The 24,362-nt window shown below is 61.3% G+C and carries 23 protein-coding genes; 6 read left to right on the top strand and 17 right to left on the bottom strand.

All coding sequences use genetic code 11. The features are described 5' to 3' along the window. Window positions 1-93: 93 nt before the first annotated feature. The 8 genes from CKW26_RS03470 to CKW26_RS03435 all read right to left on the bottom strand — a co-directional run bounded on the left by CKW26_RS03470 (window position 94) and on the right by CKW26_RS03435 (window position 8,358). Window positions 94-963 (bottom strand): oxaloacetate decarboxylase, encoded by an 870-nt coding sequence (locus tag CKW26_RS03470; RefSeq protein ID WP_007919546.1) that lies wholly within the window; start codon window positions 961-963, stop codon window positions 94-96. Window positions 964-1,130: 167 nt separating this feature from the next. Further along, complete coding sequence (gene astA / locus CKW26_RS03465) at window positions 1,131-2,165, bottom strand: arginine N-succinyltransferase (RefSeq protein WP_095047516.1); 1,035 nt, start codon at window positions 2,163-2,165, stop codon at window positions 1,131-1,133. A gap of 61 nt (window positions 2,166-2,226) precedes the next feature. After that, complete coding sequence (locus CKW26_RS03460) at window positions 2,227-3,243, bottom strand: arginine N-succinyltransferase (RefSeq protein WP_095047515.1); 1,017 nt, start codon at window positions 3,241-3,243, stop codon at window positions 2,227-2,229. A 118-nt stretch (window positions 3,244-3,361) separates the two neighbouring features. Continuing rightward, a complete protein-coding gene (locus CKW26_RS03455; protein ID WP_095047514.1) occupies window positions 3,362-4,711 on the bottom strand; it encodes an APC family permease in 1,350 nt (449 codons plus the stop codon). An 81-nt stretch (window positions 4,712-4,792) separates the two neighbouring features. Continuing rightward, window positions 4,793-5,545 carry an N-formylglutamate amidohydrolase gene (locus CKW26_RS03450; protein WP_095047513.1) on the bottom strand — a complete coding sequence of 251 codons (753 nt, stop codon included), beginning with the start codon at window positions 5,543-5,545 and terminating at the stop codon, window positions 4,793-4,795. Beyond that, window positions 5,529-6,860, bottom strand: coding sequence for a glutamine synthetase (locus tag CKW26_RS03445; RefSeq protein ID WP_093439031.1), 1,332 nt, complete (start codon window positions 6,858-6,860; stop codon window positions 5,529-5,531). Before CKW26_RS03445 ends, CKW26_RS03450 begins: the two co-directional genes overlap by 17 nt. Next, window positions 6,857-7,501, bottom strand: coding sequence for an isochorismatase family cysteine hydrolase (locus tag CKW26_RS03440; RefSeq protein ID WP_095047512.1), 645 nt, complete (start codon window positions 7,499-7,501; stop codon window positions 6,857-6,859). Before CKW26_RS03440 ends, CKW26_RS03445 begins: the two co-directional genes overlap by 4 nt. A gap of 2 nt (window positions 7,502-7,503) precedes the next feature. Then, on the bottom strand, window positions 7,504-8,358 hold the full coding sequence (locus CKW26_RS03435) for a MurR/RpiR family transcriptional regulator (protein WP_093439023.1): 855 nt from the start codon (window positions 8,356-8,358) through the stop codon (window positions 7,504-7,506). Between the two features lie 332 nt (window positions 8,359-8,690). On the opposite strand from CKW26_RS03435, the gene CKW26_RS03430 reads away from it, so the two are divergent. Further along, a complete protein-coding gene (locus CKW26_RS03430) occupies window positions 8,691-9,245 on the top strand; it encodes a histidine phosphatase family protein (RefSeq protein ID WP_095047511.1) in 555 nt (184 codons plus the stop codon). Next, window positions 9,245-10,000: a precorrin-6A synthase (deacetylating) gene (gene cobF, locus CKW26_RS03425; protein WP_095047510.1), complete on the top strand. Its 756-nt coding sequence runs from the start codon at window positions 9,245-9,247 to the stop codon at window positions 9,998-10,000. Before CKW26_RS03430 ends, cobF begins: the two co-directional genes overlap by 1 nt. 232 nt (window positions 10,001-10,232) lie before the next feature. Here cobF and CKW26_RS03420 read toward each other — a convergent pair whose 3' ends face one another. From CKW26_RS03420 to CKW26_RS03410, 3 genes are read right to left on the bottom strand one after another with little or no spacing between them, the layout of a single operon-like run. Further along, the gene (locus CKW26_RS03420) at window positions 10,233-11,414 is read right to left on the bottom strand and encodes an acetyl-CoA C-acetyltransferase (protein ID WP_095047509.1); all 1,182 of its coding nucleotides are present in this window, start codon (window positions 11,412-11,414) and stop codon (window positions 10,233-10,235) included. Window positions 11,415-11,425: 11 nt separating this feature from the next. Then, entirely contained in the window at window positions 11,426-12,091 is a 666-nt protein-coding gene (locus CKW26_RS03415; protein ID WP_093439005.1) for a CoA transferase subunit B, read from the bottom strand. 24 nt (window positions 12,092-12,115) lie between these two features. Further along, on the bottom strand, window positions 12,116-12,814 hold the full coding sequence (locus CKW26_RS03410; RefSeq protein WP_016983257.1) for a CoA transferase subunit A: 699 nt from the start codon (window positions 12,812-12,814) through the stop codon (window positions 12,116-12,118). A 292-nt stretch (window positions 12,815-13,106) separates the two neighbouring features. On the opposite strand from CKW26_RS03410, the gene CKW26_RS03405 reads away from it, so the two are divergent. Further along, the gene (locus tag CKW26_RS03405) at window positions 13,107-13,994 is read left to right on the top strand and encodes a LysR family transcriptional regulator (RefSeq protein WP_095047508.1); all 888 of its coding nucleotides are present in this window, start codon (window positions 13,107-13,109) and stop codon (window positions 13,992-13,994) included. A gap of 327 nt (window positions 13,995-14,321) precedes the next feature. Here CKW26_RS03405 and CKW26_RS03400 read toward each other — a convergent pair whose 3' ends face one another. Both CKW26_RS03400 and CKW26_RS03395 read right to left on the bottom strand, forming a co-directional pair. Beyond that, window positions 14,322-15,164 carry an NAD-dependent protein deacetylase gene (locus CKW26_RS03400; protein WP_095047507.1) on the bottom strand — a complete coding sequence of 281 codons (843 nt, stop codon included), beginning with the start codon at window positions 15,162-15,164 and terminating at the stop codon, window positions 14,322-14,324. A gap of 91 nt (window positions 15,165-15,255) precedes the next feature. Then, complete coding sequence (locus CKW26_RS03395) at window positions 15,256-16,302, bottom strand: class I SAM-dependent methyltransferase (protein ID WP_095047768.1); 1,047 nt, start codon at window positions 16,300-16,302, stop codon at window positions 15,256-15,258. A gap of 413 nt (window positions 16,303-16,715) precedes the next feature. Between CKW26_RS03395 and CKW26_RS03390 the strand changes: the two genes are divergently transcribed. Further along, on the top strand, window positions 16,716-17,555 hold the full coding sequence (locus tag CKW26_RS03390) for a DUF692 domain-containing protein (RefSeq protein ID WP_095047506.1): 840 nt from the start codon (window positions 16,716-16,718) through the stop codon (window positions 17,553-17,555). Beyond that, window positions 17,548-18,300, top strand: a complete 753-nt coding sequence (locus CKW26_RS03385) for a DUF2063 domain-containing protein (protein ID WP_095047505.1) — start codon at window positions 17,548-17,550, stop codon at window positions 18,298-18,300. The genes CKW26_RS03390 and CKW26_RS03385 overlap by 8 nt, the downstream gene beginning before the upstream one ends. Before the next feature lies 1 nt (window position 18,301). Here the strand turns inward: CKW26_RS03385 and CKW26_RS03380 are convergent, their stop codons facing one another. The 4 genes from CKW26_RS03380 to CKW26_RS03365 all read right to left on the bottom strand — a co-directional run bounded on the left by CKW26_RS03380 (window position 18,302) and on the right by CKW26_RS03365 (window position 23,783). Continuing rightward, window positions 18,302-19,330 (bottom strand): NAD(P)/FAD-dependent oxidoreductase, encoded by a 1,029-nt coding sequence (locus CKW26_RS03380; protein ID WP_095047504.1) that lies wholly within the window; start codon window positions 19,328-19,330, stop codon window positions 18,302-18,304. After that, window positions 19,317-21,497 (bottom strand): hypothetical protein, encoded by a 2,181-nt coding sequence (locus CKW26_RS03375; RefSeq protein ID WP_095047503.1) that lies wholly within the window; start codon window positions 21,495-21,497, stop codon window positions 19,317-19,319. Before CKW26_RS03375 ends, CKW26_RS03380 begins: the two co-directional genes overlap by 14 nt. 241 nt (window positions 21,498-21,738) lie before the next feature. Beyond that, complete coding sequence (locus tag CKW26_RS03370; protein ID WP_095047502.1) at window positions 21,739-23,046, bottom strand: HAMP domain-containing sensor histidine kinase; 1,308 nt, start codon at window positions 23,044-23,046, stop codon at window positions 21,739-21,741. Next, on the bottom strand, window positions 23,043-23,783 hold the full coding sequence (locus CKW26_RS03365; protein ID WP_007919579.1) for a response regulator: 741 nt from the start codon (window positions 23,781-23,783) through the stop codon (window positions 23,043-23,045). The genes CKW26_RS03370 and CKW26_RS03365 overlap by 4 nt, the downstream gene beginning before the upstream one ends. A 296-nt stretch (window positions 23,784-24,079) precedes the next feature. Between CKW26_RS03365 and CKW26_RS03360 the strand changes: the two genes are divergently transcribed. Then, window positions 24,080-24,343: a DUF2790 domain-containing protein gene (locus tag CKW26_RS03360; protein WP_095047501.1), complete on the top strand. Its 264-nt coding sequence runs from the start codon at window positions 24,080-24,082 to the stop codon at window positions 24,341-24,343. The last annotated feature ends 19 nt before the right edge of the window (window positions 24,344-24,362 follow it).

The following is a 24,362-nucleotide window of genomic DNA, read 5'->3' as shown; positions in this document are numbered from 1 at the left end:
CACAGGGTTTGGTGCTGAACCATCAATTGATGTCGAACCGCATAACCTGTGGGAGCCTGGCTTGCCAGCGATGGCGTCAGCCCGGCCAACCCATCACTCCTTGACGCTCATGTATTCCTTGGCCCAGAGAATGTATTCCTCCGGCTGGGTATAGGTGTGCGTCAACTCGGTCGCGCTCAGGTCGGAGGCCTGGGTAAAGATCTGCCGCTGTTCACGCAAGCTGTCATACGTCGCTTTGATCGCCGCAAAGTAAGCACCATGGCCATCAATGGTCACGCGTACACCGAGTTCGGCCAGACGTTTGTCGTCGCGCAGCGCCGGGTTGCCGTAGGTCACCAGCATCAGCGGTACGGTCAGGTGTTCGGCGATTTGCTCAAGCTGATCGAAATCCTGAATGCCGACCATGCAGATGCCGTCAGCCCCGGCAGCCTGGTACTGGCGAGTGCGGCTGATGATTTCCTGGTTCGGCAAAATACCGGCGTTGGTACGGGCGATGATCGCCATTTCCGTATCAACCCGGGCTTCCAGCGCCGCGCGGATCTTGCCGACGCCTTCGGCAACGGTAATCAGGTCGGTGGATTTGCGGCCGAATTGTGCCGGCAGCAAGGTGTCTTCGATGGTCAGGGCGGCGACGCCGGCGCGTTCCAGTTCGACGATGGTGCGCATCACGTTGAGGGCGTTGCCGTAGCCGTGGTCGGCGTCGGCGATCACCGGTAATTGGGCGACGCGGCCGATGCGGGTGGCCTGTTCGGCGAACTCGCTGAGGGTGATCAGGGCAAAGTCCGGGGCACCGAGCACCTGCAACGAGGCCACGGAACCACCGAGGATGCCCACTTCAAAACCCAGGTCAGCAGCGATGCGCGCGGACATCGGATCGAACACCGACGCGGTGTGGTAGCAGGTGTCGGAGGCCAGCAGTTGACGGAAGTTACGGCGCAAATCTTGATGGGAAAGCCGGGTCATACGAGTTCCACCAATACAAAGGAATGGAAAGGCTTGAACAAAGGTGTCAACGCCGAAGAATGAAAAGGCTATCACGCGAATGGGTCAAGGATCATGACGAATTTGCAAGGGACAGGTTGTCGCTGACCCTTTTGCTGAAAGGATTTACCTTTTTGCGGTGGTGACCGTCAGGCCGCCACCGCCTGTTGCTGTTGATTGGGCAGCATCACCGCGCGTACCGAGTTGCCCGGTTGCAGTTGCAGGCGCTTGGCGGTGAGGCGGTCGATCACCAGGCTGCTGCCGACCCGGCGGGCGCGAGCGACGGTGATGCGGCAGTTCTCCAGACGCCGGTTGTGAATCAGCCACAGTGGCGCCTGTTCGTCCGGGCTGCCGAGGCTCAGGGCCAGCTCGACGCTCTCGCGCACGGTGCGGATATTGCGCACCGGCGCTTCGATCACCGGGCCGCCGTCGAAGATGTCGATGTAGCCTTTGTGGGTAAACCCTTCGGCCTGGAGGATCTTCAGCGCCGGTTCGGTATTCGGGTGTGCCTGGCCGATCGCTGCCTGGGCCTGTTCGGTGAGCAGGCAGGTGTACAGCGGCTGGCGCGGCATCAGTTCGGCGATGAACGATTTGTTGCCCAGCCCGGACAAGTGGTCGGCATGGCTGAAGTCCATTTGAAAGAAATGCCGACCCAGGCTGTCCCAGAACGGCGAACAACCGTGTTCATCGGCACTGCCGCGCAGTTCGGCAATCATCTTCTCGCCGAACAAGTGCGGGAACTCGGCAACGAACAGCAATCGCCCCAGTGACAACAAGCGGCCATTGCTGCCGTGGCGCTGGTCATGGCCGAGAAACAGCGAGCACAGCTCAGATTGGCCGGTGAGTTCGTTGTTGAGAAACAGTGTCGGGATCTGCCGTTGAATGCCCAGATCCGGCGCCGAACTCACCGTCAATCCGACCCGATAGTTGTACCACGGCTCACGCAGGCCGACCGCCCCGGCCAGAGCGCTGACGCCGACCACGCGCATGTCGTCGTCTTCGAGCACAAACAGATAGTCTGCGTCGGCTCGTTCCACTTGTTCGGCGAACGCCCGTTGCGCCCAACGGACCCGGTGGGACAGGCGATCTTCGTTGGCCGGCAGGGTGGTGAACCCCGGGCCGGCCTGTTGCACCAGCGCCATCAAGGCTGGCAGGTCGCTGACTTTGACCGGGCGGACAATCATGCTGTAACTCCTTCTGCGCGCCTGTTCGGGCACTGTCGTTGACTGCGCAACCGGGCGGGTTTCACAGGGCAATCAGCCGGATCGGGCTGCCATCGGTTACGTTCAGCGCCGCACACATTGCAGGGGTGAGGGACAGCGGTTGATCGGTCTGGTAATCGAGTTCGGCCATGATCGACCGGAAGCCGTGCAGCGCGTCGTTGCTCAGCAGATAACGACCGCGGGCATCGATTTGGGGTTTTTGCTGAACTGTTGCCGTCTGGCTGCGGGCGATCGAACGAATGTTGCTGGTGCGCGCATACAGGGTCGGGCCGGCGTCGAACAAGTCGATGTAGCTGTTGGTTTCGAAACCCTCACGCTCAAGGATGTCGAACGCTTCCTGACCGTCCGGGTGAATACGACCGATACAGTCCTGCGCCGCTTGCGGCAGCATCGGCACGTAGATCGGGTATTGCGGCATCAGTTCGGCGAGAAACGTGCGGCTCTGCAGCCCGCACAGGCGTTCAGCTTCCGCGTAGGGCAGGTCGAAGAAGTGTTTGCCCAGCGCATCCCAGAACGGCGAATGACCTTGCTCGTCGCTGTAGCCGACCAGTTCAGTAATCACCGCTTCGGCAAAGCGCCGCGTGTGAGCGGCGATGAACAACAGGCGCGCACGGGACAACAATTCGGAGAACGGCGTACGCACCAGTTCGGCATTGATGTGAAAACCACGCAGCAATGTGTGGCCGCTGAGGTCATGGCACAGCGATAGCGCCGGCACGCCATGTTCAATGTTCAGTTCGCGGGATGCACTGGTGAAATGGCGGTTGCGCAGGCTGTAGAACGGCTCGTCGAAGCCCGCCGTCGCGAGAATCTCCGAGCAGCCGACCAGCCGTTGGCGGTCCAGGTCTTCCAGCACGAAGAAGTAGTTCTCCGGGCCTTGGGATGCCGCTTCGCTGTCAAACGAGGCGCAGGAGCCGGCGATTTTCTCGCGCAGGCGTTCGCTGTCGTCCGGCAGGGAAGTTACGCCCACCAGACTGTCGCGGGCCAATTGTTGTAGCTGGGGCAGGTCAGTCTGTTCGACTGGGCGTAAGACCAGCATGGATGTACTCCTGTATCAAAAGGTTCGGCGATGTCGCCAAACCTGACTATCACTGTCGGTGTCCACGCGATAAATCGGCGGTCGCCTGATTTGTTGTCAGACGCCGCTCTTTTTCTTGTCAGCCGTTGCTCGGGTCAGGCAGCGCGGTACTGGCGCCGAGTTTATTCAGGAAGAACAGATACACCAGGCCCAGGGCAATCCAGATCAGGCCGAGCTTCTGCGCATCGACGCCCATGTTGTACATGATGGCCGCGACGATGATGAAGCCGATGACCGGGCAGATCAGGTGACGCACCACTTGGCCGGACTTCTGCCGACGCCAGTAGTAGTTGATCACTGTCAGGTGCAGCAGCATGAAGCCGCTGAGCGCGCCGAAGTTGACCAGCGAGGTCAGGGTGTCGACCGAGTTGATGAACAGGTAGCAGATCACCAGCGACAGCACCGCCACCAGATAAATGCTCAGGTACGGCGTGTTGTGTTTCGGATGCACCTTGGCCAGCACTTTCGGCAGCTTGCCGTCGCGGGCCATGCCGAACAGCAGACGCGAGACTGCGGCTTGCGAAGTGATCGCCACGGCCACGCCCCAAGCCAATGCCGTCGCGACAGCGGTCAGGGTCGCCAGCCAACTGCCGGCGGCGATTCCGGCGATTTCATAGAACGCGGTGTCGGCGGATTTGAAACCCATGCCGGCCGCCAGATCGGTGGCAATCCAGGTTTGCGCAACGAAAATCACGCCCATCACTACCAGGGTGATCAGCGCCGCTTTGCCGACGCTTTTGCCCGGATCGCCTTTGATTTCTTCAGCGAGTGTCGAGATCGCATCGAAGCCGAGGAACGACAGCACTGCAATCGACACCGCCTGCATCAGCAGGGCGAAGTTGAAGGTTTCCGCGTGATACAGCGGCGCCAGGGTCAGCTCGCCGTTACCGCCACCGTTGTGCAGGGCATTCCAGGCGTAGAACAGGAAAATCCCCAGCACCACCAGTTGCGCGAGCAGGAAGATGATGTTCATCCGTGCCGTGAAGGTGATGCCGCGCAGGTTGACGAAGGTCGCGCTGACCAGGAACGCCAGAATAAAGCCGACTTTCGGGATGTCCGGGTACAAGTGGTTGAGGGCCATCGCCGCGTAAACGTAAAGCAGCGGCGGGATCAGCAGGTAATCGAGCAGCATCAGCCAACCGGCGATGAAGCCGACGTGCTGATTGAGGCCGCGTTGCGCGTAGGAATAGACCGAACCGGCAATCGGAAAAGCCTTGGCCATGCTGCCGTAACTCAGCGCGGTGAACAGCATCGCCACCATGCCAATAATGTACGCCAACGGCACCATCCCCGGTGCCTCGGCGTTGACGTAGCCATACACACCGAACGGGGCGATGGGGATCATGAAGATCATCCCGTATACCACCAGATCGGTCAGCGTCAGGCTACGTTTCAACTCTTGCTTGTAGCCGAATTCTTCAATTTCCATGAAGCGCAACTCCTTGTCAGCCAGTCGGTCGTTTTAGTTGTTATCGATCCATCGTTTACAGCGTCAGCAGTCTTTCATTCATTACAGCAACGGCGCGAGGTATCCGGCCCAGCGCGATACGGCTTCGGGGCTGCGCAGCAAATCGTTGCGCACCTCGATCAGCACCGAGTCGAGGCCACGGGCATCGCCGTGCACCGGCACGGTCATGTCGCCCAGCGGATCGATCTTGTAGGGCTGATTACCGGCCACTTTCAGCGGATGCTCGCCGAGACCGTCGAGCAGGCGTTGCGCGTAGGCCTTGGCCTGACCGAACAGCACGCCGGCCTCCAGCGGTCGCGGCTGGCCGTAAAACACCGGGGTGAAACTGTGAATCCCCACCACACGCACCGCTTGGCCCTGTGCCACACGTTCGTCGATCAACGTTTGCAAGCGCGTGTGAAACGGTTTGAATAAGGTCTGGCGGCGGTACTCGCGGGTGGCTTCGTCCAGCTCGCGGTTACCCGGCACCTGATAGATTTCGCTCTGCGCCGGAATACTGTCCGGGGCGTGGCGTGGCCGGTTCAGATCGATCAGCAGGCGCGAATAATTGGCGCTCAGCAGGGTTGCACCGAGCCTTTCCGATAACTGTTCGGCGAGTTGCAGCGCACCAATGTCCCAGGCGATGTGTTCAGCGGCGGCGGCCTCGCCCAGGCCCAGATTGTTCAGGGCCTCGGGGATGTAGCGGTTGGCGTGTTCGCACACCAGAATCACAGGGTGCGTCGAGTCGGCGCGGCTCAGGTTGTAGGCCGGTCGGGTGTACAACCCCAGCTCGGCGGATTCAGTACAGGCGTGCATAGTGCTCACACAAGTCAGCGGGCGAGAGCTGTTCCGTCAGCGCCAGTTCCTCGGTTTTCAGGGCGTAGTAAGTGTCGAGCAGCGGCTTGGGCAGCCATGCAGTGAAGGTGCCACTGTTGCGCAGGCAATCCAGCGCCTGGGCCAGCGAGGCGGGCAGGGCGATGATGCCCCGGGCCTTGCGTTGCTCGTCATTGAGTGAATCGGGAATTTCGTTAGTGATGGCGTTCAGCGCCAGACGCTGTTCGATGCCCAGACGTCCGGCGATCAGCAGCGCGGCCATGGCCAGATGCGGCGAGGCGGTGGCGTCCATGGCGCGGAACTCAAGGTTGAACTGCTGGGCCACGGATTTGCCGCCGAGGCTCACGGTCGGGCAGATGCGCAGCGCCGCCTCGCGGTTCTGTTGACCCAGACAAGCGTAAGAGGCGCTCCAGTGATGCGGCTGCAAGCGCTCGTACGACACCGGCGTCGGCGCGGTGAAGGCACAGAGGGCCGGCAAGTAATGCAGGATCCCCGCCGCCCAATGCTGGCCAAGACTCGACAGACCGTTGCTGGTACCGGGGTCATAGAGCATTGGCTGGCCGGCCAGATCGAGCAGGCTGACGTGTAGATGCACGCCGTTGCACACCGCATCCGCCGCAGTTTTCGGCGCGAAGCTCAGGTCGAGGCCCATTTGCCGGGCGATCTCGCGGGTGATCTCGCGCACGTTGACGGCACGATCAGCCGCCGCTACGCCGAGCGTCGGGCGGCAGGTGATTTCGTATTGATGCTTGCCGTATTCCGGCAGAAACATTTCCGGCTCGACACCGCCGGCGCGCAGGGCGCTGAGCAGCCAGCCACCGAACTCGGCACCTTGGCGCTGGGCTTCGAGGGAGAACGCCAGATGCTCGGCAAAACCGGCGTGCAGGTTGAATTCATGTTCGAACGCGGCGTTGACCTGCAAGCCCAGTTCATCGCGATAACGCTCGATTTCATCACGCAACAACGTGCGCGGGCAGGCGCCCCACGGGCGGCCATCGGTTTCGCGGATATCGCCGTGGATGAAATCCAGCGCCGGTGCGTCGACGTCCGGGCCGTTGCCGACAGTGACGCGGCTGCTCAGGTCGGGAATCAGCCGCAAATCGCCATAGGCGCCCCACGGATTGGTCGAAGCAATGATGTCCTGCGGCGTCAATGCGCTGTTGGCCGGCACCCAGCCGCAGCCGGCGGCTTGATAATGCTCCAGCTCATCAGTGGGAAACGAGCGGCCGCGGGTGATGCCGATCAGGTCTGTGGTGACCAGCGTGGTCATCGGCAGCGGCGTCAGGCGCGTGCTCATGGCTGCATCTCCTGCAGGCGGGCGAGCACGGTGTCGGTGTCGGTGATCCAGCAGTAACCCTTGATCGCATTCAGGCAGGCGTGATGGCGTTCGGCGCTGTAGGTGGCGCAGGCATCTTCCACCAGGGTGACCAGATAGCCACGATCGGCGGCGTCGCGCACGGCCATGTCGACGCACTGATCGGTGACGATGCCAGCGATGATCAAGTGACGGGTTTGCAGGTTGCGCAGCACGTAATCGATGTTGGTCGAGTTGAACACTCCGGACGAGGTCTTTGGCAGGACGATTTCGTTTTCCACCGGGCTCAGGTCTTCAATGATCCGCGCCTGCACGCTGCCTTTGGGCAGGTGCATGTCCGAGAGTTTGTGGTCGAGCGAGCGGTCACGGCCATCAGCCGTAAGGCTTTCGATAATGGTGTGCAGCACGTTCTGCCGCGCCTCGCGAAAGGCACTGAGCAAACGACGTTGGTTGGGCACCACCTGCATGTGTGCACGGGTCAGGAAATACTCGGCGTCAGGCCCGTTGAGGTGCGCGTCGAACTGCGGTTCGAGCCAGGCACGCTGCATGTCCACCAGCAACAGTGCGGTGTGATCGGTGACAAACGGCAAGTCTCGCGGCGAGCGGTGGGGAAGGCTGAACATCCTTATTTATCCTCCAGCAGGTGGGTGTTGAAGTCATTGCGCAGGGCATCGATGCCTTCCAGGCGATCGGCGAGGTTTTCGGTGCGCAAGGTCAGGCAGGCGATCAGTGCTTCGACCTGAGCCAGCGCTGGCACCATGGTGTCGAACGGCGAAGCCGATTCCACCGGCGCGCTGATGATCAGGTCGGCCAGTTCGCGCAGCGGCGAGGCATAAATGTCGGTGAACAACACCACGCGGGCGTTGTTGTTTTTTGCCGCGCTGGCGACTCGCAAGGCCTGGGTCTGGTAGCGGCGATAGTCGAACAGCAACACCACATCCTGGCGTTGCAGATCAAACAAGCGATCAGGCAGTTGCGCGTTGTCTTCCAGGGCAAAGCAACCGGGGCGCAGCAAGCGCAGGTGATTGAGCAGGTAGGTGGCCATCAGGCTGCTGAAGCGCCCGCCGAAGCAATACACCTGATGCCGGGCATCGAGCAGCCAGTCGGTGAGAATGCGCACGTCTTCGGGTTGGGTCAGCGATTGGGTTTCGACCAGCAGGCGATGGCTGTCGCCCAGATAGTGGCTCCAGGCGTCGTCCCTGTGTTGATGGGCGCGCGGTTGCAACAGCGTGCGCGGCGAGCGCAGGCGGTGATCCATGTCACTGAGCAGGGCATCCTGGAATTCGGCGTAACCACCGAAACCGAGTTTTTTCACCAGCCGCACGATGGTCGGATCGCTGACGCCGGCATGTTCGGCCAGACGCGCCATCGGCCCCAGACCGTTGCGTGGGTACTGATCAAGCAAGGCGCGAACGACTTTGCGCTCCGACGGCGTAAGATCCAGGCCGGGATCGGTGATCAGGTCTCTGAGAGGGGGCATCCGGGCTCCTGCTGGATGGGGGGGGTGTCGAATTCGCTTCATAATCCGTTAAAACAGTATTTATGTAACTGGCGTTACATGTCTAGTGAATTTTTCCGCGTGTTGAAAAGGCCCCAAAATGGGGCGAGACGCCTGTGTAACAAGGGCCACACGGACTTCGACAGGGCTTGTAGTCCATCGCCCACGTTAGTGTCAGAGATTGCCGTATTTTTGCTTTTGTCCGCACATGCCGGGGCGATCCAACAACCCTGCAACCCTCGGTTTACGGCACAATTGCCGACACAACGGCTTTGCGCCGCTGATTTTCATGAAGGCCCACCGGAGCGATCCCTGTGCAGACCACTCGTTTGACATTGATTTGCCATGCGCGAACCGTCGCACAGAAATTGGCGTGTTTTCCTACGAATGAACCTGTTGAAAATAGCCCGCTGACACCGGGCGAATTGGCCGAGCGTTTCGACGCCGCGCGACGCTTGATTTGCGCGCCGGAGTTGCGCACGCGCCAGACAGCGGCATGGTTTGGCTCGGATGCGCAGATTGATGAGGCGCTGCGCGATTGTGACTGGGGACGCTGGCATGGCCAGTCGATCAAAGCCCTGCAAGCCTCGGAAGACGCCGCGCTGCACGCCTGGCTGGACGATCCCCACGCCACTCCGCATGACGGTGAGTCAGTGGCGCAGTTATGCCAGCGCGTGGCGATTTGGCTAGCTAACCTGCAAGGCACGTCGGGACATGTCGTGGCGGTGACGCATCCGTTTGTCATCCGCGCCGCGCTGATCCACGTGCTGCGCGGTTCGGCGTTGCATGACATCGATGTCGAACCGTTGTCGCTGCTCGAACTGCGCTTCACCGGGCGCTGGCGCCTGTGTCTTAAAGGAGCTTTGTGATGAAACAACTGCTGGTGATCGGCATCGGTGCCGGCAATCCCGACTACATCACGATGCAGGCGGTGAAGGCGTTGAATCGGGTCGACGTGTTCTTTCTGATGGACAAAGGCCAGAGCAAGGACAAGCTGATCGACCTGCGTCGCGAGATTTGTGAGCGCTATATCGACAATCCTGACTACCGCTTCGTCGAGGCCCACAGTCCGGAGCGCGAACGCGGCGATGTCGACTACGCCGCCAGTGTCGATGAGCTGAACCGCGCCAAGCAGCAGACCTTTGAGCGGCTGATCAATGACCAATTGTCTGACGGTCAGTGTGGCGGGTTCCTGGTGTGGGGTGACCCGGCGCTGTACGACAGCACCGTGCGTATCCTCCAGACGATTCTGGCCTCGGGCGCGTGTGCCTTCGAGTTTGAGGTGATCCCCGGGATCACCAGCGTTCAGGCGTTGGCGGCGCAGCACAAGGTGCCGTTGAACACCATCGGTCGTTCCATCGAAATCACCACCGGGCGGCGTTTGGCGGCAGGGCAGGTGAGTGATGCGGACAGTCTGGTGGTGATGCTCGATGCTGAAGATTCGTATCACCGGGTGGCCGATCAGGATACCGAGATTTACTGGGGCGCCTACTTGGGCACACCGGACGAGATTTTGATCAGCGGCAGGCTGGCGGATGTTGCGGATGAGATCGAGCGGGTGCGCAAGGCGGCGCGGGCCGAGCATGGGTGGATCATGGATACGTATTTGTTGCGCAAGCCTTAGATTTTCGCTGGCCGGGCGGGCCTCTTCGCGAGCAGGTCGAATCGTCGCACCGTCGCTCCCACATTTTGAAATGCATTCCCTGTGGGAGCGAGCCTGCTCGCGAAGGCGCCGGAACACTCAACGCACATTTCCAACAGGCAAAAAAACACCCGGTGCAACGCAAGTCGCACCGGGTTTTTGTTGCCAGCAAGCGGCGGATGTCGTGGATCCGCCATTCACTGTTGAACTCTGGTTATGCGCGTTCCAGCGCCAGCGCCACACCCTGACCGCCACCGATGCACAGGGTCGCCAGACCCTTTTTCGCATCACGCTTGATCATTTCATGCAGCAGGGTCACCAGCACGCGGCAACCCGATGCACCGATCGGATGGCCCAACGCGATGGCGCCGCCGTTGACGTTGACCTTGTCCAGATCCCATTGCAGATCCTTGGCCACCGCCAGCGATTGCGCAGCGAAGGCTTCGTTGGCCTCAATGAGATCGAGCTGGCCGATGTTCCAGCCGGCCTTGTCGAGGCAGCGGCGGGTGGCCGAAACCGGGCCGATGCCCATGATTGCAGGATCAACACCTGCGTTGGCGTAGGCAGCGATTTTCGCCAGAACCGGCAGACCGAGGGCTTTGGCTTTCTCGGCGCTCATCAGGATGACCGCAGCGGCGCCGTCATTCAGCGACGAAGCGTTGCCGGCCGTGACGCTGCCGTCCTTTTTAAATGCCGGGCGCAGTTTCGCCAGGGATTCGGCAGTGGTGTCGCCACGCGGCTGTTCATCAACCTTGAAGGCAACCGGATCGCCTTTGCGCTGCGGGATCAGGATCGGCGTGATCTCATCGACAAAACGACCGGCCTCAATCGCGGCGGCGGCTTTCTGCTGAGAAGCGGCGGCGAAAGCATCTTGCTGTTCGCGGCTGATCTCGTATTTGTCGACGAGGTTCTCGGCGGTGATGCCCATGTGGTAATCGTTGAACGCATCCCACAGGCCATCGCTGATCATGGTGTCGACGATTTGCGCGTGGCCCATACGCAGACCGGTGCGTGCGCCCGGCATGACGTAGTTGGACAGGCTCATGTTTTCCTGGCCGCCGGCGATGATCACGTCAGCGTCGCCGCAACGGATCGCTTGCGCACCCAGATGCAGGGCTTTGAGGCCCGAACCGCAAACCTTGTTCAGGGTCATTGCTGGCACGGCATGGGGCAAGCCGGCCTTGATCGCGGCCTGACGCGCCGGGTTCTGGCCGGCGCCGGCGGTCAGCACCTGGCCCATGATCACTTCATCGACCTGCGCACCGTCCAGACCGGTTTGTTCGAGCAACTGGCGGATCACCGCCGCGCCCAGATCAACCGCGGACACGCTGGCCAGGGAGCCCTGGAAACTGCCGATCGCGGTGCGCGTGGCGGCAACAATTACGACGTCTTGCATTTTCGAATTCCTCACTGGGCAGCGAACTGCATTTCCGGTACGTGATCCGGGACGATCAGTTTACCAGCGGTTTTGGCGACGATTTCCTCGACGCTGACGCCAGGTGCGCGTTCCTTGAGGACAAAAGCGCCATTTTCGATTTCCAGATAGGCGAGGTCGGTCAACACGCGCTTGATGCAACCGGCGCCGGTCAGCGGCAGGCTGCACTTGGATAGCAGTTTCGACTCACCATCCTTGGAGGCGTGGGTCATGATCACGATGATATTGTCGGCGCCGGCCACCAGATCCATCGCACCGCCCATGCCCTTGACCAGTTTGCCGGGGATCATCCACGAGGCGATGTTGCCTTCGACGTCCACTTCGAACGCGCCGAGCACGGTCAGGTCGACATGACCGCCACGGATCATCGCGAACGATTCGGCGGAGTTGAAGATCGACGCGCCGATACGCGCAGTCACCGTTTGTTTGCCGGCGTTTATCATGTCGGCATCGATAGTGTCTTCGGTCGGGAACGGACCCATGCCGAGCAGGCCGTTTTCCGATTGCAGCATGACTTCCATGCCTTCGGGAATGTAGTTGGCGACCAGGGTCGGAATGCCGATGCCGAGGTTCACATAAAAGCCGTCCTGCATTTCGCGGGCGACGCGCTGAGCCATTTGTTCGCGGGTAAGTGCCATGGTTTTATTCTCCGTCAGCCTGAATTATTTGCGGATGGTGCGCTGTTCGATGCGTTTTTCGAACGTGCCGCAAATGACCCGATCGACGTAGATGCCCGGGGTGTGGATCTGCGAGGGGTCGAGTTCGCCGGGTTCGACGATTTCTTCGACTTCAACCACGGTGATCTTGCCGGCGGTAGCCGCCAGCGGGTTGAAGTTCTGCGCGGTGTGACGGTAGATGACGTTACCGAAATGGTCGGCTTTCCAGCCTTTGACAATGGCGAAGTCGCCGGTGATGGATTCTTCCATCAGGTACTTACGACCTTTGAATTCGCGTACTTCCTTGCCTTCGGCGACCGGGGTGCCGACGCCGGTGGCGGTGAAGAAGGCCGGAATGCCGGCGCCGCCTGCGCGCATCTTCTCGGCGAGGGTGCCTTGCGGGGTCAGGATGACTTCGATGTCGCCTTTGAGCAGTTGTTCTTCGAACAGCTTGTTTTCGCCGACGTAGGAGGCGATGACTTTGCTGATCTGACGATCGGTGAGCAGCACACCGAGGCCAAAACCGTCGACGCCGCAGTTGTTGGAAACGACGGTGAGGTCGCGGGTGCCTTTGCGTTTGATCTCGGCGATCAGGTTTTCCGGAATGCCACACAGACCGAAGCCGCCGGCGATAACGGTCATGCCGTCCTCAAGCCCGGCCAGGGCTTCCTCGTAGGAACTCACGCGCTTGTCGAAACCTGCCATATGCACCTCTTTTATTATTTGCGGGCGGCTGGCTAGCCGAATGGTTGGAGTGTCTCGCTGGAGGATATATTTGTTAAGTTGATTTTTAAGGTTGATTAATAGATAAAACTCAATAATCGCGTTATGGCGTGCTGCTTTGATCGTTCCCACGCTCCGCGTGGTAATGCCTCTAGGGACGCTCCGCGTCCAGTGACGCGGAGCGTCACGGGCTGCGTTCCCACGCAGGAGCGTGGGAACGATCATCATGGCTCGCCGCTTAACGCTTGTAGCTTACAACTGGAGCGAAGCGAGTATGACCATCAAACAGATCCGCGCCTTCCTCGCTGTGGCACAGAGCCTGAGCTTCGCCGTGGCCTGCGAGCGTCTGCACCTGTCGCAATCAGCCTTGAGCCTGACCATCAAAGCGCTGGAAGAGGGCCTGGGCGGTCGCCTGTTCAGCCGTAACACACGCAATGTCGCGCTGACTGCGGAAGGTGAATCCTTGCTGCCGCTGGCGCGGCGGCTGATCGCCGACTGGGATAACGCCGAAGACGAAATGCGCCAACGCTTCAGCTTGCAGCGCGGGCGGGTGACGCTGGCGGCGATGCCGTCGTTTGCCGGCAACCTGCTGCCGCCGATCCTCAAGACGTTTCGTGCGCGCTACCCGAACGTCAACGTCACGGTCAATGACGTGATCAATGAGCAAGTGCTGGAAATGGTCCGTGACCGTCAGGTGGAACTGGGCGTGGCGTTCGAGCCGATGCAAAACACTTCGATGACGTTTACGCCGTTGTACGTGGATCGCTTCGTCGCGGTGGTGTCGAAGGATTCGCCACTGGCGCAGCGCGGCGAGATCGATTGGCAGACGTTATTGCAGGAGCCGTTCATCACCTTGCAGCGGCCTTCGACGGTGCGAGTGATGCTCGAAGAGCACCTGCAGGCGCGAGGCATGAAGTTGCCGGTGGAATTTGAAAGCCATCAACTGGCCACGGTCGGGCGGATGGTCGCCAGTGGTCTGGGCGTCAGTGCCGTGCCGGCGTTGTGCGCCGAGCAGATGCAGGAACTCGGCGCCCACTGCCTGACCCTGGATGACTCGGTGCAGCGGGCTATCGGCGTGCTGACTGAGCCGGGCAATGAACTGTCGGCGGCGGCGCAGGCGTTGTTCGATATTCTCAAGGCTGAAGATCTGGGGCGACTGTGAGATCTACCCCCTCACCCCAACCCTCTCCCCCAGAGGGGGCGAGGGGGAAGGGAGCTGATCGGGGGCATTTCAAAAGATGGGTTCGGCTCGAAATTTTCAGGTCGCAGTATTAAGTCCTGACAACTCGGTCAGTTCCCTCTCGCTTGGGAGAGGGCTAGGGCTAGGCGAGGGAGAAGGGAGCTGATCGGGGGCATTTCAAAAAATGGTTTCGGCTCGAAATTTTCAGGTCGCAGTATTAAGTCCTGACAACTCGGTCAGTTCCCTCTCCCCTGGGAGAGGGCTAGGGTGAGGGGCTTGGGTCCGGAGTCGAGCACAAAGTGCAGCAACTCACCGATCCAGCACTTCAACCAACAACGGCAAAAGCTGTTCACACGACGCTTCAATCTTCAAATCCAGCAAGTCATCCGCGCGGGTCTTGCCCAGATTGATCGCAATCAACGGCTTGCCACGATCGGCAATCACCCGGCACAGGCGAAACGCCGAGTACGCCATCAACGAAGACCCCACCACCAACATCCCCGCTGCATTCTCTGCCGCCGCCATCGCCCTTGCCGCCGTGGGCTGCGCGACGTTCTCGCCGAAAAACACCACGTCCGGTTTCATCCGCTCGCCAGCGCAATGCGGGCAGCGCGGCACCTGAAAGCGCGCTTCGAAGGCCGGGTCGAGCAGGGTGTCGCCATCCGGCGCCTGGACTGCATCGACCCCGGCCAGATACGGGTTGTGCATTTCCATTAATTGTTGAATCGAATCGCGCTCACTGCGCTGGCCGCAGTCCAGGCAGAGGACGCGATGCAGGCTGCCGTGCAGTTCGATCACATCGTGACTGCCGGCTTGATCGTGCAGGGTATCGACGTTCTGGGTGATCAAGGCGTGGATCAGCCCATGGCGCTGCAATCCGGCCAACGCTTGGTGCGCTGCATTCGGCTGCGCCTGACGCACCCTCGGCCAACCCAGCATGGCCCGCGCCCAGTAGCGGCGGCGCGACTCGGGGGCGGCGAGGAACTCCTGGTACATCATCGGCTGCCGGCCACGGCGCACACCGTCGCTGTTGCGGTAATCCGGAATACCCGACGGCGTGCTGATGCCGGCTCCGGTCAGCACGATGAAATCGCCATCAGCCATCACCTCTTGCAGCGTATCGAGGTGTTCGCGGGTCGGGTTGTCGAGCATGGTCAGCGCTCCGAAGTGGGCAGTGCGCGCAGGTTAGCACCAACCTTGGTGGCGAGGGCGCAAGCTCCCACGCCACAGTTTTAAAAGCGGATTATTTACGTGCCTCCAGAATCAGGTTGAACGGCGTTTGCGTGGCCCGGCGGAACTGCTTGAAACCGGCCTCGGCGAATACTTTGCGCAGACGCACTTCCCCGGCCTGCGCCCCCAGGCCCAGGCCGACTTCCTGCGACAGCGAGTTGGGGGTGCAGATAAACGTCGAGGCTGCGTAGAACAGCCGTCCAACCGGGGTGATGTTGTCGTCCAGTGTGTCGTTGGCGAACGGCTCGACCAGCAACACCGTGCCATCGTCTTTCAGCGAGTTATAGGCGTGACGGGCGGCACCGACCGGATCGCCCATGTCGTGCAGGCAGTCGAAATAGCAGATCAGGTCGTAGTCGTCGCCGGGGTAGCTTTTCGCCGAACCCTGAAAGAACTTCGCCCGGCTGCTGACGCCACCTTCCTCGGCGCGCTGGGTGGCGACGGTGATCGAGGGCGCGTGATAGTCATAGCCGACGAAACGCGAGTTGGGAAACGCCTGGGCCATGATCACGGTCGAGGCGCCGTGACCGCAGCCGATATCGGCGACGTTCGCGCCTTGCTCAAGCTTGGCCACCACGCCGTCCAGTGCCGGCAGCCATTCGGCAATCAGGTGACCTTTGTAGCCGGGCCGGAAGAACCGCTCGGTACCGGTGAACATACACGGGTGGTGATCGCCCCAGGACAAAGCGCCGTTGCCGCGCATGGCTTTGACCAGCTTGTCCTTGTCGTGAAAAAACGACGCCACCACCCCGAGGCCGCCAGCGACGTAGACCGGCGAGTCTTCGACGGCCAGGGCCAGCGCTTGCTCTTCGGGTAAACGGAACTGGCCGTCGTGGTGTTCCATGTAGCCGGACGCCACGTGGGCGCTGAGCCATTCACGAACCAGACGCGGGTTGCAGGTAGTTTTGGCGGCGAGGGCATCGGCACTGATCGCCTGACTGTCGGCCATTGCCCGGTACAGCCCGAGCTCTTCGCCGACGATGACATTGGCCAGCATCGCCGCGCCGCCCATGTCGTTGACCAGTTTGCCCATGAATTCGTTGAGCTTCGCCTCATCCATCATGTGTGCTCCTGAAACAGGATCACGGTCCGGCGGCGTCGAGGGTCGAGGCGTGCGCCACCGGGCGGTGGTCACGGAGTTGGGCAGGGCACGGCTGACGTCCTGCGTCCCCCTCGACTGGGTAATAAAGGAGTCTAGCCCCGGTCCGGGAGCGGCGCTGTATTTGTGAGCAACGAAAACCTGTGGGAGCGAGCCTGCTCGCGAAGGCGGCATTTCAGGCAATTCTGGTATTGGCAGTGCTGACGCTTTCGCGAGCAGGCTCGCTCCCACAATATTGATCGGCAGAGAATCTGTATCACTGTGTATCGCCGTGATGGTGGGACACACAGGGCTGCAAATGCCCGGTCATCTGCACACAACCGCAATACATCCGGCGGCTCAAATGTGGCAAACCCACTGCTGAGGTACATCCCATGCATACGCCGCCCTCATCAATGCCACCCAGTGTTGGCCTCGGCCTGCGCCGTGGTCTGCTGAAAGACCTGCAGGCTGCCCGTGGCGGCGCCTTCGACTTTCTCGAAGTCGCCCCGGAAAACTGGATCGGAGTAGGCGGCGCGCACGGTGCGGCGTTACGTGAACTGGCCGAGCGCTATCCGTTGTCCTGTCACGGCTTGTCGCTGTCGCTGGGCGGGTCGGCGCCGCTGGATGTCGGATTCTTGCAGGAGGTCCGGGTGTTTCTCGACCATTACAACGTGCCGCTGTACAGCGAGCACCTGAGTTACTGCAGCGATGACGGGCATCTGTATGACTTGCTGCCGTTGCCGTTCACCGAAGAAGCGGTGCAGCACGTTGCCGCGCGGATCAGTCAGGCTCAGGACATTCTCGGCCGGCGCCTGGCCGTGGAAAACGTCTCCTACTATGCCGCCCCGCGCCAGGACATGGACGAGGTGAGCTTCACCAATGCCGTACTGCGCGAGGCCGATTGCGACCTGCTGCTGGACGTCAACAATGTCTATGTCAACGCGATCAACCACGGCTTCGATCCGCAAACCTTCCTCGCCGGTATCGAGCCGGACCGGGTGGTCGGGATGCATGTGGCGGGTCATTTCGATGAGTCCGATACGCTGAAAATCGACACCCATGGTGCCTCAGTCAAACCGGTCGTGTGGTCTCTGCTGGCGGAGGCTTACAGGCGGTTTGGCGCGCAGCCAACGCTGCTTGAGCGGGATTTCAATTTCCCGGCATTTTCCGAACTGGTCGCTGAGTTGCATACCATTCGCCAACTGCAAGCCGGAGGTCGCCCTCATGGATAACCTGATACTGCAACAACAGGTGCTGACCCGGTATTTGCGCGATCCTGAACATCAATCGCCACCGGCCGACATGAACGTGGCGCGGGTCAACGTTTATCGCGATCTGGTGTTCAACAACGTTTCGCAATTGTTGAGCGGCACGTTTCCGGTGTTGATCCGGATCATCGGGGAACAACGCTGGGGCCTGCTGGTACGAGGCTTTTTGCGCGAGTGGCGGGCGCAGACCCCAAAGTTTGGAGAGATTGCCGAAACGTTTCTCGACTATCTCGCGTCGCCACCGCAGGTGTTGCGCGATGGCGAGTGGCCGGCGTTTCTGCTGGAGCTGGCGCATTACGAATGGGTCGAGATGATCTTGCAGCAGTCCGATGCTCAGGCGCTGCCGCGAAGCGATCCGGCGCTGTTGCTGGAGCGTCCGCTGCAGATCTCGGCACTGGCCTGGCCATTGGCGTATGTGTGGCCGGTGCATGCACTTGATCCGAACCATCAGCCCGCCACACCGCCGGCGCATCCGACCCTGTTGCTGGTGCGGCGCACGGCAGACTGGAATGTGCAGTTTTCCGAGCTGAGCCCGCTGGCCTGGCGCCTGTTACAGCGCATTGAAGCGTTTCCTGACCTTGATGGCCGCCAGCAATTGCAAGATCTGGCAGTAGAAGCAGGGGTGGCCGACACCGAAACGTTCATGGACAGCGGATCGGCGTTGTTGCGGCAGTTTCACCAAGAGGGCGTGCTCGCCAGCGTCCTGTAAGTCATGCCGCAGGCAGCCACGACGGCGGGCAGGGATGCAGACGATAGAAGTCACGCAGGTGCGCCACATCGCGTGCAAATCCTGCGTTCAGCCATTGGCGATATTGCGCCTGCGCCGCTGTTTGCAAGGCCGGTTGGAGCAAACAATCCGCTACGGCTTGCGCGGCTTGCATACCGCTCATCAACGCTTTGAGCACGCCGTGGGAGGACGCCGGGTCGAGCCGGTTGGCGGCATCGCCCACCAGAAAATAGCCAGCACCGGTGACGGCCGGGATGATGCGCCAGGTTACATCGGCGCCGCGTATCCGCCCTACGGCTGGCAAAGCTTGCAGGGCCTCGGGAAGCCTCGTCGAGCGCCTGTTGTTCTCGAACGTCAGGTGCGTCCAGTGCAGCAACTGCGGCTCGACCTGGGCGATCCAGGTCCATCCGTCAGGATCGGCCAGCAAGTGCGCGGTTGTTGCATAGGTTGCGCTGTGACCTTGCAAATAGCCGTAACGCGCCACCAGCGGCGGTGAACAGTGGCGAACCGGCAGACCGAGTTGGCGAGCGAGCCAGTCGCAAGCGCCACTGGCATCGATCAGGCAGGTCGCGTAAAGGCGTGCGCTGTCGGTCTCCACGCCGATCACCCGACTGGCCTGAGTCAGCACTCGCCGTGCCCGGCAGGGCTGACTGATCTCCACCCCCAACGTCGCCGCTTGCGCCAGTAACGTCGCGTCCAGTTGCGCCCGCTCCAAATGAAAGCCCTGCCAGGCGCCGCGATCATCGGCGCCAAAGGCATTGAAGCGCGGCACACCGTTCCAGTGCACCCAGTGGCCGTCAAAGCGCCGTGCCGCGCGGCCACATAGCTGCTCGGCGACCCCCAGTTGTCGTAGCAGCGGTTCGATGCCCGGATGCAGGCTTTCGCCGGGGCGAAACCGGGGGAACGCTTGCCGTTCGATCAAGGCCACGCGCAGCCCGTGACGGGCGCAACTGATTGCCGTTGCGCAGCCCGCAGGGCCGGCGCCGACGACCACAACATCAAAATGTTTCATGGGCGACCCGCCATGGCAGGGTGTCGCGTTTGATCAGGATTGCATCGGCGCTGAGCAGCAAGATCACCAGCTCTTCGACTTCGACGTGGCGCAACCTGAAATCACTTGCAGGGATCTGCACGGCGCCGCGCTTGTACAGCAAAAAGCGCTGCACCCAGCCGTCGAGGAGTTGCCCGGCTTGCGCCTGCGCGCTGTCCAGTTCCGCGTTCGGCCGCTGCACGTCAACGAACGACAACAGTGGCCAGGCATTGCGCAGGGGTTTATCGCTGGCGGCGCCGAGCGCACGGTACACGCGATACATCGAGCGCACGCGCTGCTGATACACGGTTTGCGCAGTGTGGCCGGTCGTGCTCAGGGAGAACTGGCCATCGAGGGCCACCTGTGTGTAATCGGCATGGGCGTACGCGTGGTACTGGACGATCAGCCGATCGTCTTGAGTGATGAGTTGAGGGCCGCGCTGATTATCCCAGGCCAGGCCGCCCATGCCGATTTCTTCATCGGTCAGGGGAATGATGCTGTGCAGCGTCGAGCGCGGCTCAAATACCCGTGCCGAATCCGGTGCCACGCCGGGCCAGAAAGAACCTAGCGCTGCGCAGATCTTCGCATCCTCGGGAAACGGGCTGGCCATCTGATAGCCGGCGAGGACGTTGATCCACTCGTCGTCTGCCGTGCGCTGGCGAACCCAGCCGACCTCCCAGCCAGGCCCGAACACCCCGGCGGCGCCGTCGGGCAGTGAGGTCGGCCGCGATGACGGTGGTAGCGGGGCAGTGGATTGCACCGTGTCGGTTTGATCGGCGAGGGCAACTATGGCGCTCACCCCTCGGTCAGTCGGGGAGAACAGTTGATCCTGCAGATCGAGGTTGGCGCAGTAGCGTACGTTGGAGAGCGCTTCAAGTCGGGCGTGCCAGAGACCGGCACTTGGTAACGCTGGTTCGTCGCTGACCCAGTGCAACAGCTTGCGTTGACTGCATAACGGATAGAAGTCCGGGGGGCCGATCAGCGAATAGGCCGCGACGGCCGGCAAATGGTTTTCCAGCATCGGGCAGCGTGGCAACACCCAGCCATCGGCAGTGCCGTCCTGATAATGCAAGGCGCGATAACCGCCCTGACGCACCAACGCCTCGACACCTTCATGCTCGTTCAGGTCTTCGATGCTGCCATCCGCTTCGACCCGATGACGTCCGTGCACCATGCCGCCGGTATTGGCCGGCAGCATAAAGGACAAGGGCTGCCCCTGATATTCGACGGGCGCCACCAGCCGGGCTCTGGCTTCAGGCACCAGCAGACCGGGGCCGAGATCTACACTCGAGGCCCAATGCGCAAGATTTTCCGTGACGACGAAGGGTGGCTGGCTGATCTGCGGTTCCTGCCAACCGGTGCCGCTGTGGCGCAAATGGACATGCCGCAGTTTTTCGTTGATCTGGTGGTTGCCCAGCGTCACCGTCAGGTTCAGACCCTCCAGGCACTGCGAACCATTGAACAGCTTGTGCACGGGCACCCAGAAATCCAGTCCGGGGTCGAGGTCCATCTGAAAATCCATCGGCCCGAAGCGCTCGGCATCGCCCTTGAGTTGCACGGCAATGTAGGCGCTGTAGCGCACTGGCATCACCCGGATGCCGTGCGGATCATCGTCGACGAAGGGCAGGAAACTGCGCAGCGTTGCGTCATAGCACGGGGGGGCGGTGCCGACGCGGGCGATTCCGGTACGCGAGAAGCACAGGTCGGCATGCCGGCCATGCACGGTGTCGGCGGCGCAGCGATATTCACTGGCAAACGCGACCACCGCCAACGGCGCGCCCCGGGCTTTGTGGCGCAGGCTGTCGAGCGTGGGCGGACTGACGCTGTAGACATAGTCGAGCACGGTCTCGATCTCGGCGGCAGTGGGGAACAGCTGTAATGTCTGGCCGTTTTCATCGCTGAGCACGTTTGGCGAGGCCAGCGCGTGATACAGCAGGCTGTGCGCCGGTGCGCCTGCCTCGATCGCCCGCCTGCCGGTCGTTGCGAAATCAGTAAATCCGGGTATTGACCGGTCGATTTTCAGGGGCTTGTGCAGTTCCGCCGCCAGCGGTTCAGCCAGCAAGTCCAGGCCGTGGGCGAGCATCAGTGAATGCCAGCCGCCAGGCGCCAGGCGCGTACACACGTGGGTAACGGATTCGAGCAGAGTCATGTTGCGCCTCGACAGGTTGGGCCAATTGTCATGGAACCGTAGCCCGGCGCTGACTTGCTACTGTCAGATCTGACAGTGGCGACCAATGGTGAACAGTGCGAAACGGGCAACACAACCATAAGCGCATCAGCCAAGGCGCACAGTCAGTGGATTCTGATGAAGTTGTAGGCATTGGCGCGGCGGTGTGCAGGCTACCGACCGGTATTGGTGCGTAGCGTTTAAACAGGCGCCGTTAAAGCGTTTATGGATGCAGCGGCAGCTTCAGTTCAGCGCACAGCCCGCCACCCTCGCGATTGCTCAACGTCAGCGAACCACCGAGCGCCATGGCCAGTTGCTGGGCGATCGCCAGTCCCAGCCCGGTGCCGCCGGTATCGCGATTGCGCGAGTTTTCCACGCGGTAGAACGGTTGCAGCACCTGCGCCAGTTCGGCGTCGGCGATGCCCGGGCCGCGGTCCATGACGGTGATCGCCAGGTTGCCTTTGTTGGCTTCGACCCAGACTTCGGCGGCGCCGGCGAATTTCAGTGCGTTGTCGGTCAGGTTCACCAGCACCCGGCGCAACGCATGAGGACGGGTGTCGATGACCGCCGCACTCTTGCCGACCAGTTGCACCTGCTTGCCCATGTCCTGATAGTCGAACACCAGGCTTTCGAGGAAGGAATCCATGTTGGTGCGGCGGCTTTCTTCGGTCGAACCATGGATGCTGCGCGCATACGCCACGCCTTCGCGCACCAGGTGTTCCATCTCGCTGAGGTCATTCCACAGTTTGTCCTTCTCGGTGCAATCGTCCATGAGTTCGGCGCGCAGTTTCATCCGCGTGATCGGGGTTTGCAGGTCATGGGAAATCGCCGCCAGCAGTTGCATGCGTTCCTTGAGATAAGCGGCAATGCGCGCCTGCATCGTGTTGAACGCCCGTGCTGCGTAGACCACTTCGTTCGGGCCGCTTTCGTCGAGGTTGATCGGGTGGGCGTTGGGGTCGAGTGTTTCCACCGCGTTAGCCAGCCGGGTCAGGGGGCGAACCGCAATGCGCACCGCCAGCCAGGTGCAGACGAGCATCAGCGCCAATTGGCCGAGCAGTACTACCGGCAACCAGGGTGACAACGGGACCATGGCGGGGCGCACGTCGATGGTCACCGGGCTGCCGTCGCTCAGGCGCAGATGACCCTGAAAGTGTTTCTTCGGCCCGGGAATATCGGTGAAGGTCAGCGGATAGCGTTCACCAATGGCTTCGGTGATCGAGGTGACCGCCACCGGCACATCACTGGCCTCGATCGGTGTGCCCGGTTCGCCTTCGCTCAACAGGTAGCCATAATTTTTTCGCGCCAGACGCTCGAGCCAGGCAGGGCGCTCTTCGGCAGGCAAGCGATCAAGGATCGCAATCGAGGTCGAGACGTCGGTTTCCAGATTGCCGAGCATGGTGTTCTTGGCGCTTTGGTAACGCTCGTAATACTGCGCACCGAACGACAGCGCCTGAGCGAGCAACAGGCCGATCAGGAAAATCAGCGACAGGCGCGAGGCGAGGGTGCGCGGCCAGTGCAGATTGACGCTCATGCCGGGGCCCCGAGAATCTCGACCGGCAGTGAGAACACGTAACCTTCGCTGCGCACGGTCTTTATGTAGGCCGGCTCGCGCGCATCATCCAGCAGGCGCTGACGCAAACGGCTAACCAGCAAGTCGATCGAGCGGTCAAACAGATCGGCATCACGACCCTGGGTCAGATTGAGCAGTTGGTCGCGGCTGAGCACCCGTTGTGGGTGATCGAGAAACACCCGCAGCAATCGATATTCGGCGCCGCTGAGGGCGACCATGGTGCCGTCCTTGTCGAGCAGGTGACGGGCCGAGGTGTCCAGTTGCCAACGACCGAAGGCCAGCAAGCGACCGGCCTCGGTGACCACCAGATTCGGCGGCAGCATGCGCGTGCGGCGCAGCACGGCGTTGATCCGCGCGAGCAATTCGCGGGCGGCGAATGGTTTGGTCAGGTAGTCGTCGGCGCCCATTTCGAGGCCGATGATGCGGTCGGTTTCATCGTTGCGCGCGGTCAGCATCAATACTGGCGTGGCCTTGTGTTTGCCCACCCGCAATTCGCGGCACAGCTGCAGGCCATCGTCGCCGGGCATCATGATGTCGAGCACGATCAGGTCGACGGTGTTGGCCTCGAGAAAGCTGCGCATCTGCCGGCCATCGGCGACCACCGTGGTGCGCAGGCCGTTTTTCTTCAGGTAGTTGCCCACCAGTTCACGGATCTCGCGGTCGTCGTCGACGATGAGAATGTGATCGACATGATCCATCGGTGCAAACCTCTATCAAAAGGGACTGCCGTGCAGTGTATCGAGCCTGCGGTGGCCCGCCTGCCTGCCTTTGTATTGCAGTGTATCTGCCGTGACTACGGATACACGGGGACGCAAAAACGCGATTTTTTCAGGGGTTTGTATCGCTGTGTATCCCCCGATGGCAAGGATACACAGCGATTGAAACGCGCCAGTTCCTGACACAGAGGCGATACCTCGCGAGCCTCAAATAGGCTCCATCGAGGCCCACACAGATCGCCTCGGCTCAAACCCCATTGAAGCCTTGAGGAAACGCCATGAACAACAACTCCGTAATCGCCGCCTGCCTGTTTGCCGCGCTGAACATCTGCACGCTCTCGGCCCGGGCCGAAGCCGCTGTTACCGCGCAAACCTACACCTACGGCACCCACCTGGATATCCAGAAAGTGATCTCGCTGAAACAGGACAACTCGGTGTCCTGCGGCATCGTCGAGGCGCGCATGACCTACCTCGATTCTGCAGGCAAAACCCGCGTACTCGATTACAGCAAATTTGCCGACGGCTGCAACAACGACAACTGAGTCATCAACGGCAACCAAG

Source organism: Pseudomonas sp. Irchel s3h9, from assembly GCF_900187475.1.
Classification (GTDB): domain Bacteria; phylum Pseudomonadota; class Gammaproteobacteria; order Pseudomonadales; family Pseudomonadaceae; genus Aquipseudomonas; species Aquipseudomonas neuropathica.
The sequence above is the reverse complement of the archived record's forward strand: the minus strand, read 5'-3'. Positions and strand labels throughout refer to the sequence as shown.

Bases quoted from the DNA above. Each gene is read 5' to 3' on its own strand.
- CKW26_RS03390 (WP_095047506.1), top strand. From the start codon at position 16,716: ATGCATACGCCGCCCTCATCAATGCCACCCAGTGTTGGCCTCGGCCTG.
- CKW26_RS03455 (WP_095047514.1), bottom strand. From the start codon at position 4,711: ATGGAAATTGAAGAATTCGGCTACAAGCAAGAGTTGAAACGTAGCCTG.
- CKW26_RS03445 (WP_093439031.1), bottom strand. From the start codon at position 6,860: ATGAGCACGCGCCTGACGCCGCTGCCGATGACCACGCTGGTCACCACA.
- CKW26_RS03450 (WP_095047513.1), bottom strand. From the start codon at position 5,545: ATGCACGCCTGTACTGAATCCGCCGAGCTGGGGTTGTACACCCGACCG.
- astA (WP_095047516.1), bottom strand. From the start codon at position 2,165: ATGATTGTCCGCCCGGTCAAAGTCAGCGACCTGCCAGCCTTGATGGCG.
- CKW26_RS03360 (WP_095047501.1), top strand. From the start codon at position 24,080: ATGAACAACAACTCCGTAATCGCCGCCTGCCTGTTTGCCGCGCTGAAC.
- CKW26_RS03460 (WP_095047515.1), bottom strand. From the start codon at position 3,243: ATGCTGGTCTTACGCCCAGTCGAACAGACTGACCTGCCCCAGCTACAA.
- CKW26_RS03370 (WP_095047502.1), bottom strand. From the start codon at position 23,046: ATGAGCGTCAATCTGCACTGGCCGCGCACCCTCGCCTCGCGCCTGTCG.
- CKW26_RS03440 (WP_095047512.1), bottom strand. From the start codon at position 7,501: ATGTTCAGCCTTCCCCACCGCTCGCCGCGAGACTTGCCGTTTGTCACC.
- CKW26_RS03365 (WP_007919579.1), bottom strand. From the start codon at position 23,783: ATGGATCATGTCGATCACATTCTCATCGTCGACGACGACCGCGAGATC.
- cobF (WP_095047510.1), top strand. From the start codon at position 9,245: ATGAAACAACTGCTGGTGATCGGCATCGGTGCCGGCAATCCCGACTAC.
- CKW26_RS03375 (WP_095047503.1), bottom strand. From the start codon at position 21,497: ATGACTCTGCTCGAATCCGTTACCCACGTGTGTACGCGCCTGGCGCCT.
- CKW26_RS03410 (WP_016983257.1), bottom strand. From the start codon at position 12,814: ATGGCAGGTTTCGACAAGCGCGTGAGTTCCTACGAGGAAGCCCTGGCC.
- CKW26_RS03420 (WP_095047509.1), bottom strand. From the start codon at position 11,414: ATGCAAGACGTCGTAATTGTTGCCGCCACGCGCACCGCGATCGGCAGT.
- CKW26_RS03415 (WP_093439005.1), bottom strand. From the start codon at position 12,091: ATGGCACTTACCCGCGAACAAATGGCTCAGCGCGTCGCCCGCGAAATG.
- CKW26_RS03405 (WP_095047508.1), top strand. From the start codon at position 13,107: ATGACCATCAAACAGATCCGCGCCTTCCTCGCTGTGGCACAGAGCCTG.
- CKW26_RS03385 (WP_095047505.1), top strand. From the start codon at position 17,548: ATGGATAACCTGATACTGCAACAACAGGTGCTGACCCGGTATTTGCGC.
- CKW26_RS03380 (WP_095047504.1), bottom strand. From the start codon at position 19,330: ATGAAACATTTTGATGTTGTGGTCGTCGGCGCCGGCCCTGCGGGCTGC.
- CKW26_RS03395 (WP_095047768.1), bottom strand. From the start codon at position 16,302: ATGGATGAGGCGAAGCTCAACGAATTCATGGGCAAACTGGTCAACGAC.
- CKW26_RS03435 (WP_093439023.1), bottom strand. From the start codon at position 8,358: ATGCCCCCTCTCAGAGACCTGATCACCGATCCCGGCCTGGATCTTACG.
- CKW26_RS03400 (WP_095047507.1), bottom strand. From the start codon at position 15,164: ATGCTCGACAACCCGACCCGCGAACACCTCGATACGCTGCAAGAGGTG.
- CKW26_RS03470 (WP_007919546.1), bottom strand. From the start codon at position 963: ATGACCCGGCTTTCCCATCAAGATTTGCGCCGTAACTTCCGTCAACTG.